Origin of the sequence: Pseudomonas rubra (genome assembly GCF_028656935.1) — a bacterium.
Classification (GTDB): domain Bacteria; phylum Pseudomonadota; class Gammaproteobacteria; order Pseudomonadales; family Pseudomonadaceae; genus Aquipseudomonas; species Aquipseudomonas rubra.
In genome coordinates this window covers 53,957-66,021 of sequence record NZ_JAMDGZ010000017.1, presented here as the reverse complement: position 1 = coordinate 66,021, position 12,065 = coordinate 53,957, and the positions used below count along the sequence as shown (strand labels likewise).

Sequence of the window (12,065 nt, the reverse complement as noted above, 5' to 3'; positions counted from 1 at the left end):
GCCCACACCAGACTTTGGTCGTAGCCCTGGGGCTTGCAAACATACTGGCACTCTGCTGTATGCTTGCAGGGTCTTCAGGGCGGGGTGCAAGTCCCCACCGGCGGTAAATCGAAAGATGAGCCCGCGAGCGCCTCGGCCTTTGGCCGAGGGTCAGCAGATCTGGTGAGACTCCAGAGCCGACGGTCATAGTCCGGATGAAAGAAGGCGTCAAGTCAGGGCCATCAGGCGCCCTGGCGCACGCATTTTGTTCGCCCTGAAACGTTCATCGATCTCTTACGAGGAGCGTTTCATGTCCCCTTTGCACCGCAAGCAATTCCCTAACGTCGCTGCCGCCGTCGATGCCTACAAGGCCGGTAAACCCGTGCTGTTGCTCGATGACGATGATCGCGAGGACGAGGCGGATATCATCGCCGCCGCCGAAAACATCAGCCTGCAGACCATGGCCATGATGATCCGCGATTGCAGCGGCATCGTCTGCCTGTGCCTGGATGAAGCCACGGTCGACGAGCTGTCGCTGGTACCCATGGTGCCGAACAACCGCGCCCGCCATGGCACCGGCTTCACCGTCACCATCGAAGCGGCTGAAGGCGTGTCCACCGGCGTTTCGGCCCAGGACCGCATCACCACCATTCTCGCAGCCCTCGATTCGACCGGCGATGACATGCGCATTGTCAGCCCTGGCCACGTCTTCCCGCTGCGCTCGCGCGATGGTGGCGTACTGACCCGCCGCGGCCACACCGAAGGCTCGGTGGACCTTGCCCGCCTGGCCGGCCTGCGCCCGGCAGCCGTACTTTGCGAGCTGATGAACCCCGACGGCAGCATGGCCCGTGGCGAGCAGGTGGCAGTTTATGCCAAACAATATTCGCTGCCGGTACTGACCATCGACGAGCTGGCCCGCTACCGTCAGGTCGCCGCCATGAGCCCGGCGCTGGAAAGCGCCTGAAAATTTTCTGTTCGAGAAAATTTACAGTCTGGTAGACAGCTACTAAGGTCATTGCAGAGGACTGAATCGCGGCTGATTCAAGGCAGTCGCATCGTGCTGAGCGGGTGCAGTCACATGCACCCGGATTTGCCTCTGTTAGGGGGTGGGAAGACGACTTCATGGGACGCCGCAAGCCAACCCGAAGTCGTCCCCACCCCTGATTTTTTCTGCCTTACTGCAAGCCCAACTGGCTGCGCAAAAAGTCGTGCAGGCCGACTGCGCTCTTTTTGTAGCCGTCGGCACTCAGGTGCACCAGATCCCCTCGGGCCAGGCCCGACGCTTGCCAGCCGTCAATCGAACACTGCCCGCCCATGTACGCCTGCCAGTCCCAGAACAGTGCGTTGGCCTGCTTGGCCGCCTGCCGCTGGATGCGGATCACCTGGGCCAGTTGCTGCGGCTGGCGTGCCGCACAACTGCGAGCCTTGCGCTGCTTGATCGAATCCGGCGGGCCGACCAGCAGTATCACCGCCTGCGGCAAGTCCTTGCGCAGGCGCTTGAGGGTATTGCGCAGTTGCGTCTGGTAGAGGCTGAGGTCAAGGGTGTCATCGAAGGCTTCGTTGGTGCCGTAGGCCAGGATCACCAGGTCCGGGCGCAGGGTCTTGAGGTTGTCCTGCCAGCCGGCCTGCCATTTGTCCTGCACCTCCAGACGCGCACCGTTGATGCCCAACGCCGAATAGATCACCCCGGCATTCTTCTGGTTCTGGATGTACCAGCCACCCAGCAGCGTCCCGGGCCGACTGTTGAGGGTCAGGTCCAGCGGCAGGCCAAGGTTGCCGACCTGCGGCCCGAAGCGCCATTGCCCCGCGGTTGCCGCCAGCATGCGCTGGTTGCGCCCGCGCCCGTCGCGCAGCACCAGGGTGCTGTTTTCCCGCGCCTGATACAGGGCCTGGACCCGATAACGCTGCGCGGTGGGCTCGCGGGCCTCGATGCGCACGCTGGGGTTAGCCGCCTTTGGCACTGACAGGTAACCACCGAGGGGGAACTGGGTGCTCTGCTGATTGCGCGCCGACACCAGCTCCCACTGACGCTTGGCGGTTTTCAGGATGACCTGCTCATAGCGCGTGCCCGGCACCGGCGAGGCGGCAACCAGGCCGATACCGCCGTCGCCGTAACGCGCTTGCAGCAGGCGGCGCATCTCGCCACTGAAGAGGTCGGCGGCGGTGTGCGAATCGCCGAACTGGATGATGTTTACCGGCGCGCGGTTGGCATTGCGAAACTTGCCCGCCAATACCGCCAGGTTGCCATCGACACGCTTGGCCGGGGCCTTGGCTGCCGAATTGACGGGTTTGGCCGTGGCATTGACCGCCGCCACCGGACTACAGCCCGGCAGCGCGCAGATCAGCAGGGTCAATCCCAGAATGTTGTGCAGTCGACGCATCAGTGTCCCGTTACTGTGAGGCCGGGAAAGGCGATCATCGAGAGAATCCGTTCCGAGATCAGCTTCTGTCCGGTGGGGGTGAAATGGATGCCGTCATCGACCCGGGTCTTGATCCGTTTGCCCTGGCTGCTCTGCAAGGTATAGGAGAAGCTATCGTCGTTGTAACCGAGCACCGGGTTCGCTGAGACGTAATGCTGCTGATACAAGCCGGTCTGCTGCTCGTACAGCCCGCTCAGGTACGCCATGGCCGTCGACAACTTGGGCTTTTGCATGTTCGGCGGCCCGACCCAGATCACCTGCACATTGTGCGCACGGGCCTGATCGAGAATCGAATCGATACGCTGGCGATAGGTCACCTCCCACTCCGGCGACTTGAAGCGCAGGAACGGCTTGCCCTTGCCTTGCGGCATGTCCCAGGGGTCGTTGGGGCCGAGGAAGATCACCATCAGGCGGATGTTCGGCTCGCTTTCCAGGGTCTTGGCCACAGTCTGCGGCCAGTTGAAGAACCCAGGATAAGCAAGACCGGTACTTTGCTTGCTGAGGTTGACGCTCTTGATCTGGTAACGCTTGCGCAGGCTGTTGGCCAGGTGCGGGGCCACACCCTGCATCAACGAATCGCCGACCAGGAACACTTCGTCACCTTCCGCCAGTGACACCACCGTGCCCGCTGCCCCAGGCACCTGGACAACCTGCGGAGCAGGTGCCGGCACGGGTGCGGCAAGCGGTGCGCTCGCAACCTTGGCAACAACCGGTGTGCTCACAGGGAGTTGCGCGGCAACCGGCGGTTTGTCCAGGTGGACCGGTACCACCGGCATCGGCGCCGGCAATTCGACTGTGTTGCTGGCCTCAACCTTGGCCAGCATTACCGGCTCGTCGCGTTGTTCCAGGTTGTCGATAAAACGGTCACGGGCATCGCCCAGGGCGTGGGTGAGATTGCCCCCAAGGCGCCAGGCCGGGCTCTGCCCAACTACCGGCAGCTCGCAGCTCTGGTGGTACTTCTGCTGGCAATAGAGGCTGATCGAATCCTGGTTCAGCCAGAACAACAGCAGTGTGGTCACGACAATGGCGTATAGGGCCTTGGCGGCGCCCCTCTGCGAGGACATCAGCCGACCGGCATTAGAAGCTTGCATAGATGAACCCCGGCACGCCCGATTGCGAAGCAAAAATGACCAAGGAAACGAACAGCCCCAGGGGTATCGGATACAACTGCCAGGGCAAGCGCGTGGTGGTGGCAAAGAACGTGCGCAACATCACCAGCAACTGCGGATAGACCGCGACATACAGCACGCTAACCAGCAATAGCAGACCGGTACTGGAGAGCAATCCATCGAGGCTCAAACCTTTAATACCGGCGAGCATGTCCATGGCTTCATCGAAACTGGCGCTACGAAAGAAGATCCAGGCAAAGGCCACGTAGTGGAACGTCAGCAAGCGCGCCGCCAAACCGGCACCCGGCCAGCGCATCGGTTGCGGCAGGATGTAGGTCGAAGCCTTGTACAGCGCCAGGCCAATACCGTGCAGCGCACCCCAGATGATGAAGTTGATGCTCGCCCCGTGCCACAAGCCGGAAACCAGCATCGCCAACAGCATATTCAGGTTGCCGCGCCATACACCCTGGCGGTTGCCGCCCAGAGGAATGTAGACATAGTCGCGAATGAACAGCGACAGGCTGATATGCCAGCGGCCCCAGAATTCCTTGAGGTTGTGCGCAGCATAGGGGGCATTGAAGTTGTCAGGCAGTCGAAAGCCCAACAGCAAGGCAATACCGGTGACCAGATTGGTGTAGCCACTGAAGTTGAAATAGATCAGGAAGCTGTAGCCATACACGCTGAGCAGGATCTGCTCGGGCGAATAGCTGCCCGGCGTCTCGAACACCGGGTCGACCCATTGGCTGGCCAGCCAGGCGCTGCAGAAGAACAGCTTGACCACCGCCAGGGCGATCAAGCCCAGCGCACGTTGCGGCTCCAGTACTTGGCGAATATCACTCGAGCAAATCTGCGGCAGCATGTGCTTGGCGCGATTGACCGGGCCGGCAATCAGACTGGGGAAGAACGCCAGGTACAGGGCCAGGTCGAACGGCGATGCCGAGGGCATCTCGCGGCGGTTGATCGACACCAGGTAGCTGACCGAATGAAAGGCGTAGAACGACAGGCCGATCGGCACTAGCACTTCGAGCACCGGCAAGGAAACGTCGAGCCCGGCGCTGGCCAGGGCGCCCTGCACGCCGCCGACAAAGAACTCCTGGTACTTGAACAGGTAGAAGCAGCCCAGTACCAGCAGCAATACCAGCAAGTAGCTGAAGCGTCGGCCGGGATAACGCTCACCGACCAGGCCGAGCAGGTACACCAGGGCGCTATAGCCGAGCAGGATATACAGGGAGTTGAAGCTGAAACTGGCCACCAGACCGTAACTGGCCGCCAGCAGCAGGACGTTCTGCAGGCGAACGCTCCAGCACACGCTCCAATAGACGATGAAAAACAGTGTGAAGCAGAGGCCGAACTCGATCGAAAGGAAGCTCACAACGTAGTCCATTACGTGACAACAGAAATAGGAGGCTTCACCGCCAGAAACTCACGGGGTAAAGCGGGCGCGATTATGGCAGAGAGCCATAAGCCCTCACAATGCGAGCCCTGTAGAAAAATCAAGACTTCGTCATCAGGCTTTGTGCAACAGAATGCGACGAAAGACCACCCCTGGCGATTTGCTCCCCCCGCCCCGCTCTGCTAGTGTCGCGCCGTTTATAACGCCACCGAGACAGCCGCCATGGCCCGAAAAAAAGCCTCCATTGATTTCGAGCAATCCCTCGCCGACCTGCAGGTCCTGGTCGAGCGCCTGGAGAACGGCGAGCTGTCGCTGGAAGACTCGCTGACCGCCTTCGAACAGGGCATCAGCCTGACCCGCGACTGCCAGAGCGCCCTGGCCCAGGCCGAACAGAAGGTTCAGGTGCTGCTGGAACGCGATGGTGAATTGGCCGCCGAACCTTTCGACGCAGACCAGCCAGAATGATCGCCGCCTACCAGGCCAACTGCCAGGCACGGGTCGATGCCGCCCTCGAGCAATTGTTCGTCGCGCCGTCGGTTGAGCTCACCCGCCTGTACGAGGCCATGCGCTACAGCGTGATGAACGGCGGCAAACGGGTTCGTCCTTTGCTCGCCTACGCTGCCTGCCAAGCCCTTGGCGCAGCGCCGGAACAGGCCAACGGCGCGGCCTGCGCGGTCGAGCTGATTCACGCGTATTCCCTTGTACATGACGACCTGCCGGCCATGGACGATGACGACCTGCGTCGCGGCCTGCCAACCACCCACAAAGCGTTTGATGAAGCCTGCGCAATCCTCGCTGGCGACGGCCTGCAGAGCCTGGCCTTCAGCGCCCTGCTCGACCCGCAGTTGAGCCCGCAGCAAGACAGCATCCGCCTGGCCATGGTTCAGGCCCTGGCCATGGCGGCGGGCCCGGCCGGTATGGTGGGCGGCCAGGCCATCGACCTTGGCTCGGTGGGCCTCAAGCTCGACCAGACGGCACTGGAGTTCATGCACCGGCACAAGACCGGCGCGCTGATCGAGGCCAGCGTCAAACTTGGCGCCCTGGCCAGCGCCCGCGCCGACCAGATCCAGCTCAAGGCGTTGCAGACATACGCACAGGCCATCGGCCTGGCCTTCCAGGTTCAGGACGACATCCTCGATGTCGAGAGCGATACCGCCACGCTGGGCAAGCGCCAGGGCGCCGACATCGCCCGCGACAAACCGACTTACCCGGCCCTGCTCGGCCTCGATGCAGCCAAGGCCTATGCCCTGGAGCTGCGCGACCATGCCCTGCATGCCCTGCGTCCGTTTGACGCGGCGGCCGAGCCGTTGCGCGAATTGGCGCGTTATATCGTTGAACGGCGCAACTAAGCAACGCGGGCCTGTGGGAGCCGGCCTTGCCGGCGATAGGGGCCAAAGGCCCCTGCTTTAGCACTCAATGGGCAGCCATTACCGCAATAAGGTAAACTGCCGCCACTTCATATCTATAACGATTCGCCTGATGCCCACGACGTTTCAAGAGATCCCCCGCGAACGCCCGGTCACGCCGCTGCTTGACCGTGCCGATACGCCTGCCGGCCTGCGCCGCCTGGCTGAAGCCGACCTGGAGAACCTGGCCGACGAACTGCGCCAGGAACTGCTCTATACCGTTGGTCAGACCGGCGGGCATTTCGGTGCCGGCCTGGGCGTCATCGAGCTGACGATCGCCCTGCACTACGTCTTCGATACCCCGGACGATCGTCTGGTGTGGGACGTCGGTCATCAGGCCTATCCGCACAAAATCCTCACCGGTCGCCGCCAGCGCATGAACACCCTGCGCCAGAAGGACGGCCTGGCCGCTTTCCCGCGTCGCGCCGAAAGCGAGTACGACACCTTCGGCGTCGGTCACTCCAGCACCTCGATCAGCGCAGCCCTGGGCATGGCCATCGCCGCCCGCCTGCAGAACGATCCGCGCAAGTCGATTGCCGTGATCGGCGACGGCGCGTTGACCGCCGGCATGGCGTTCGAGGCGTTGAACCACGCCCAGGAAGTCGACGCCGACATGCTGGTGATCCTCAACGACAACGACATGTCGATTTCGCGCAATGTCGGCGGCCTGTCCAACTACCTGGCCAAGATCCTCTCCAGCCGCACCTACTCGAGCATGCGCGAGGGCAGCAAGAAGGTCCTCTCGCGCCTGCCTGGCGCCTGGGAAATCGCCCGCCGCACCGAAGAGTACGCCAAGGGCATGCTGGTCCCCGGCACCCTGTTCGAAGAGCTGGGCTGGAACTACATCGGCCCGATCGATGGCCACGACCTGCCGACCCTGATCACCACCCTGCGCAACATGCGTGACCTCAAGGGCCCGCAGTTCCTGCACGTGGTGACCAAGAAGGGCAAGGGCTTCGCCCCGGCAGAGGTTGACCCGATCGGTTACCACGCGATCACCAAGCTTGAGCCTGTGGACAAACCCGCCGCTGCGCCGAAACGCGCCAGCGGACCGAAGTATTCCGCCGTGTTCGGCCAATGGCTGTGCGACATGGCCGCAGCCGACCAGCGCCTGGTCGGCATCACCCCGGCAATGAAAGAAGGCTCTGACCTGGTGGCCTTCAGCGAACGCTACCCTGAACGCTACTTCGACGTTGCCATCGCCGAACAGCACGCCGTGACGCTGGCTGCGGGCATGGCCTGCGAAGGCAGCAAGCCGGTGGTGGCGATCTATTCGACCTTCCTCCAGCGTGCCTACGACCAACTGATCCACGACGTCGCGGTGCAGAACCTCGACGTGCTGTTCGCCATCGACCGCGCCGGCCTGGTCGGTGAAGACGGCCCGACCCACGCGGGCAGCTTTGACCTGTCGTTCCTGCGCTGCATCCCCGGCATGCTGGTGATGACCCCGAGCGACGAGAACGAGTTGCGCAAGATGCTCAGCACCGGCCACCTGTACAACGGTCCGGCAGCCGTACGCTACCCACGCGGCAGCGGCCCGAATGCACCGATCGAGAGCAACCTTGAGCCACTGGAAATTGGCAAGGGCATCGTTCGCCGCCAAGGCAGCAAGGTCGCCCTGCTGGTGTTTGGCGTGCAGTTGAGCGAAGCCCTGAAAGTTGCCGAGTCGATCGACGCCACCGTGGTCGACATGCGTTTCGTCAAACCGCTGGATGAAGCCCTGGTGCGCGAAATCGCCGGCAGCCACGAACTGCTGGTAACCGTCGAAGAAAACGCCATCATGGGTGGCGCTGGCGCTGCGATCAGCGAGTTCCTGGCCCGCGAAGCGCTGCTCAAGCCGGTGCTGCACCTGGGGCTGCCGGACGTGTATGTCGAGCATGCCAAGCCTGCCCAGATGCTCGCCGAGTGCGGCCTGGATGCCGCCGGGATCGAAGCCTCGGTGCGTCAGCGGATGCAACTGCTCGGTCTTTGAGACCTCATCGCGGGGCAAGCCCGCTCCTACAGTGTGGGAGCGGGCTTGCCCCGCGATAGCAATGGAACTGCCATGAAATCCCTGCGCTTTGCCCCCCTTCTGCTACTGCCAACCACCCTGCTGGCCGACCCCATCGACCGCGAAAGCGCCCTGAAGCTGCCCAACACGCTGATCAGCGCCAACCGCCAGGTCGAAGACCGCACGCAAACCAGCGCCGCCAACACGGTCTTTACCCGTGACGACATCGATCGCCTGCAGCCTTCCAGCGTCACTGACCTGCTGACCCGGGTGCCGGGTGTTCAGGTTGCACCTACAGGCGGGCGCGGCAGCGTGCCGGGCATCTACATCCGCGGCAGCAAGACCGCGCAAAGCCTGGTGCTTGTGGACGGTGTGCGGATTGCCAACGCTACCTCCGGTGATAGCGGCCTGCAGTTTCTAAATGTCGACCAGATCGAGCGCATCGAGGTACTGCGCGGTTCACGCTCGGCGGTCTACGGTAGCGATGCCATCGGCGGCGTCATCCAGATCTTCACTCGCCGTAGTGCTCAACAAGGTCTGCAGCCACGTCTGCGTTTGGCTGCTGGCAGTGACCAGACCTGGCAGCGCAGCCTGGGTGTTTCCGGTGGCGATCAGAGTACCCGCTTCAATCTTGGCGCCAGCCTTGATGAAAGCGCCGGAATCAATTGGAGCCACACCTCCTACCCCAGTGATGGCGACCATGACGCCTATCGCAACAAATCGGTCAATCTGAGCCTGAGCCACAGCTTCAATGACAGCATCGAGGCGGGTCTGAACCTGCTCGACAGCCGGGGCCGGAGCGAGTACGACAACCCGTACGGACGCTTCGACATGGACACTTTCCAGAGCTTCGGCCAGGCCCCCTATACCGATTACAACGTCAGTAGCCTGGGAACTTATCTCGGCGCTCAGATCAATGAGAGCTGGTATTCCCGCCTGGAGTTTGGCCATAGCGAAAACCGCGACAAGAAGCGCGACAAACTCAGCACCGACGCCAGCGAATTCAACACCTATCGCGACTCCGCCACTTGGCAGAACGACCTGACTTTCGATGAGCAGAACAGCTTGATGCTTGGCGCGGACTGGTACCAGGATCGCGTGCATGGCAGTACCGACTTTGACGAAGACAGCCGCTGGAATCGTGCCGCTTTTGCTCAGCACCGTTTCAAGGGTGAAGGGTTCGCCACCGAAGTCGGCTTGCGCCGCGACCAGAACCAACAGTTTGGTGGTAAGAACACCTGGAGCGGCAGCCTCACCGTGCCGGTCAACGTCGATAACGACCTGCTGCTTTCCTACAGCGAAGGCTTCCGTGCGCCCACGTTCAACGACCTGTATTACCCCCAGTACAGTAATCCGAACCTCAAGCCTGAGCGCTCGAAAAGCTACGAGTTGCAGTGGCGCAGCCAGTTGAGTGAAGACAGCCGACTTGAAGCTTCGATTTATCGGACAGACCTGCGCGATGCGATCATTTTCGGTGAAGGCTCTATCCCGAGAAACGTTGCCTCAGCGCGAGTGAATGGCTTCGAAGCGGCGCTGCACCAGCAATGGTTCGGCTGGCAAAGCAACCTGGGGCTGGCGCTGATCGACCCGCGTGATCGCGACAGCGGCCATACCCTGGCCCGGCGAGCCCGTAGAACACTGAGCCTGGACCTTGATCGGCAATTCGATCAATTAGGCCTGGGCGCCAGCTGGCAAGCGGTGAGCAGCAGCTACGACAATGAAGCCAACAGTAGCAAGTTGGGCGGCTACGGCCTGCTCGGGCTGCGTAGTAGCTGGACCCTTAACCGCGAGATCAAGCTGGACTTCAAGCTGGATAACCTCCTCGACAAGGCCTACTCGCGCGCCCTGTACAACTACGAAGGCGCGAACTACGGCTACCGCGAAGAAGGCCGCACCTGGCTACTAGGCGTTACCTGGACGCCGGCGCTTTAGCCTGCAGCAGTTCGCACAATTTGGCCGTCGCTTCGATCATCTGCCCGCTGGGGCGCTCCAGGCCTTTGTCCGGCACCTGCAACAGAAGGCCATCACGCACGGCGGCGACGTGCGGCCAGGCCTTCCAGGCATCAAGCTGGAGCAGATCGGGGGCAAGGATCACCTGGGGGTTGCGCGCCAGCACCGTCTCCAGGTTGACCTGTGGCGCCGGCTGGGCGAGGTCGGCAAACACGTTGCGCGCACCACATACGCTCAGGGCGTCGGAGATGATCTGAGCGCCACCCACGGTGTACAGCGGCTTGTCCCAGACTTGATAGAACACTGTCAACGGACGTTCACGGCGGTACTGCTGACGCAACGCGGCAAGGCGCTTGCGCAAGGTTGCGGCCAACTGCCCGGCTTGTTCCTTGCGCCCGATGCGCAGGCCAATTTCGTTGACCTGCGTGACCAGGTCATCCAGCTCATGCACCTCGACGCGGTACAAAGGAATCCCCAACCGCTCGAGCTGGTCACGCTGGGCCGCAGGCACGCTGCCTGGCCAATACAACACAAGATCCGGGCGCACGCTGAGCAGGCGCTCCATGTCCAGTTGGCCATATCCGCCAACCAGCGGCACCTCGGCCAACTGCGCAGGACGCTCGCGCCACTCGGCCATGCCCACCAGCAAGTCGCCAGCGTTCAGGTCGAGCAGGATTTCGCTGATTGACGGCGCCAGGCTGACCACCCGCGGCGCTGCCGCCAGCGGCATGCCGAAGGCCAGCAGCAACAGCCACAGATAGCGACGCATCAGCCGAGCTGGCGAGGGATACGGTAGAGGTAGAGCAAGACCAGGCTGGAGATGGCCAGAAGGATCTGCGGCACGGCCTCAAGGCCGACGAACACCGACAGTGCGGCGATCCACGCCGGCAGGCAGGCGAACAGCATGCCCAGGCGACGGATGCGCGCCAGTTCGATCCAGGCCACAGGCTCGTCGTCTGTGTTCAGGGCCTTCTGGGTAGCGATCAGCCCATGCTTGTAGGCGCCAAAACGCGGCAGGCTGAGAAACATCGAGGCCACGCCGGCGATGAACATCGGCATGGCCAGGGTCGGGATCAGTGCCTGCACGCCGCCAAAGGCCCAGGCAAACACCAGCAATGGCACCAGCGCCACTGCCAGGTATTGCCACCAGGCCAGTTCCAGGCGCCGGCGAACCTGGGCGCGGGTCACGCCCGGCCGGCCTCGCCCTGGTGCTCATTGCCCATCATATGGCCGAGCTTACCGGCCTTGGTCGCCAGGTAGTGCTTGTTGTGCGGGTTGTGGCCGGTGTGTAGCGGCACGCGCTCGGCAACCGGGATACCCATGCCGGTGAGGGCCTTGACCTTGCGCGGGTTGTTGGTCATCAGGCGCAGCGACTTGACTCCCAGGTGCTCGAGCATTGGCTGGCACATGCCGTAGTCACGCTGATCGGCGGCAAAGCCCAGGCGCTCGTTGGCTTCAACGGTGTCAGCGCCGCCGTCTTGCAGTTCGTAGGCGCGGATCTTGTTCAGCAGGCCAATGCCACGGCCTTCCTGACGCAAGTACAGCAGCACGCCGCGGCCTTCGCGGGCAATCGCCTGCAGCGCTGCTTCGAGTTGCGAGCCGCAGTCGCAACGCTGGCTGAACAAGGCGTCGCCGGTCAGGCATTCGGAATGCAGGCGCCCCAGCACCGGCTGCCCGTCGGCCACATCACCCAGGCTGAGCACGACGTGCTCGCGGCCGGTGGCTTCATCGAGAAAACCATGCATGGTGAAGGTCGCAAACGGGGTAGGCAACTTGGAAGCGGCAACAAAAACGACGGGCACGTTGTGCTCCTGATCA

Annotated in this window: 11 protein-coding genes and 1 riboswitch; of the genes, 5 read left to right on the top strand and 6 right to left on the bottom strand. The window is 62.7% G+C overall.

Translation table 11 applies throughout. From position 1 onward, the window contains the following. Window positions 1-66 precede the first annotated feature (66 nt). Window positions 67-210, top strand: a riboswitch (FMN riboswitch). A gap of 79 nt (window positions 211-289) precedes the next feature. Beyond that, entirely contained in the window at window positions 290-943 is a 654-nt protein-coding gene (gene ribB / locus M5G17_RS08730; RefSeq protein ID WP_273892526.1) for a 3,4-dihydroxy-2-butanone-4-phosphate synthase, read from the top strand. A gap of 211 nt (window positions 944-1,154) precedes the next feature. On the opposite strand, the gene M5G17_RS08725 is transcribed toward ribB, so the two are convergent. The 3 genes from M5G17_RS08725 to M5G17_RS08715 are packed head-to-tail and all read right to left on the bottom strand — an operon-like array spanning window position 1,155 to window position 4,880. Continuing rightward, window positions 1,155-2,360 carry an SGNH/GDSL hydrolase family protein gene (locus M5G17_RS08725; RefSeq protein ID WP_273892525.1) on the bottom strand — a complete coding sequence of 402 codons (1,206 nt, stop codon included), beginning with the start codon at window positions 2,358-2,360 and terminating at the stop codon, window positions 1,155-1,157. After that, the gene (locus M5G17_RS08720) at window positions 2,360-3,463 is read right to left on the bottom strand and encodes an SGNH/GDSL hydrolase family protein (RefSeq protein ID WP_273892524.1); all 1,104 of its coding nucleotides are present in this window, start codon (window positions 3,461-3,463) and stop codon (window positions 2,360-2,362) included. Before M5G17_RS08720 ends, M5G17_RS08725 begins: the two co-directional genes overlap by 1 nt. Window positions 3,464-3,476: 13 nt before the next feature. After that, window positions 3,477-4,880 (bottom strand): MBOAT family O-acyltransferase, encoded by a 1,404-nt coding sequence (locus tag M5G17_RS08715; protein ID WP_273892522.1) that lies wholly within the window; start codon window positions 4,878-4,880, stop codon window positions 3,477-3,479. Between the two features lie 243 nt (window positions 4,881-5,123). On the opposite strand from M5G17_RS08715, the gene M5G17_RS08710 reads away from it, so the two are divergent. The 4 genes from M5G17_RS08710 to M5G17_RS08695 all read left to right on the top strand — a co-directional run bounded on the left by M5G17_RS08710 (window position 5,124) and on the right by M5G17_RS08695 (window position 10,229). Continuing rightward, the gene (locus tag M5G17_RS08710; protein WP_038998542.1) at window positions 5,124-5,366 is read left to right on the top strand and encodes an exodeoxyribonuclease VII small subunit; all 243 of its coding nucleotides are present in this window, start codon (window positions 5,124-5,126) and stop codon (window positions 5,364-5,366) included. Beyond that, window positions 5,363-6,250 carry a (2E,6E)-farnesyl diphosphate synthase gene (ispA, locus tag M5G17_RS08705; protein WP_273892521.1) on the top strand — a complete coding sequence of 296 codons (888 nt, stop codon included), beginning with the start codon at window positions 5,363-5,365 and terminating at the stop codon, window positions 6,248-6,250. The genes M5G17_RS08710 and ispA overlap by 4 nt, the downstream gene beginning before the upstream one ends. Before the next feature lie 130 nt (window positions 6,251-6,380). Then, window positions 6,381-8,279, top strand: coding sequence for a 1-deoxy-D-xylulose-5-phosphate synthase (gene dxs, locus M5G17_RS08700; RefSeq protein ID WP_273892520.1), 1,899 nt, complete (start codon window positions 6,381-6,383; stop codon window positions 8,277-8,279). A gap of 72 nt (window positions 8,280-8,351) precedes the next feature. Beyond that, window positions 8,352-10,229, top strand: a complete 1,878-nt coding sequence (locus M5G17_RS08695) for a TonB-dependent receptor domain-containing protein (RefSeq protein WP_273892519.1) — start codon at window positions 8,352-8,354, stop codon at window positions 10,227-10,229. On the opposite strand, the gene M5G17_RS08690 is transcribed toward M5G17_RS08695, so the two are convergent. From M5G17_RS08690 to ribA, 3 genes are read right to left on the bottom strand one after another with little or no spacing between them, the layout of a single operon-like run. Then, window positions 10,207-11,016, bottom strand: coding sequence for a cobalamin-binding protein (locus M5G17_RS08690; protein ID WP_273892518.1), 810 nt, complete (start codon window positions 11,014-11,016; stop codon window positions 10,207-10,209). The genes M5G17_RS08695 and M5G17_RS08690 overlap by 23 nt on opposite strands. Further along, a complete protein-coding gene (locus M5G17_RS08685; protein WP_273892517.1) occupies window positions 11,016-11,435 on the bottom strand; it encodes an MFS transporter in 420 nt (139 codons plus the stop codon). The genes M5G17_RS08690 and M5G17_RS08685 overlap by 1 nt, the downstream gene beginning before the upstream one ends. Continuing rightward, a complete protein-coding gene (ribA, locus tag M5G17_RS08680; RefSeq protein ID WP_010222848.1) occupies window positions 11,432-12,049 on the bottom strand; it encodes a GTP cyclohydrolase II in 618 nt (205 codons plus the stop codon). Before ribA ends, M5G17_RS08685 begins: the two co-directional genes overlap by 4 nt. Window positions 12,050-12,065: the final 16 nt, after the last annotated feature.

Coding starts and splice junctions, on each gene's coding strand:
- ribB (WP_273892526.1), top strand. CDS start 290: ATGTCCCCTTTGCACCGCAAGCAATTCCCTAACGTCGCTGCCGCCGTC.
- M5G17_RS08725 (WP_273892525.1), bottom strand. CDS start 2,360: ATGCGTCGACTGCACAACATTCTGGGATTGACCCTGCTGATCTGCGCG.
- M5G17_RS08720 (WP_273892524.1), bottom strand. CDS start 3,463: ATGTCCTCGCAGAGGGGCGCCGCCAAGGCCCTATACGCCATTGTCGTG.
- M5G17_RS08710 (WP_038998542.1), top strand. CDS start 5,124: ATGGCCCGAAAAAAAGCCTCCATTGATTTCGAGCAATCCCTCGCCGAC.
- ispA (WP_273892521.1), top strand. CDS start 5,363: ATGATCGCCGCCTACCAGGCCAACTGCCAGGCACGGGTCGATGCCGCC.
- dxs (WP_273892520.1), top strand. CDS start 6,381: ATGCCCACGACGTTTCAAGAGATCCCCCGCGAACGCCCGGTCACGCCG.
- M5G17_RS08695 (WP_273892519.1), top strand. CDS start 8,352: ATGAAATCCCTGCGCTTTGCCCCCCTTCTGCTACTGCCAACCACCCTG.
- M5G17_RS08690 (WP_273892518.1), bottom strand. CDS start 11,016: ATGCGTCGCTATCTGTGGCTGTTGCTGCTGGCCTTCGGCATGCCGCTG.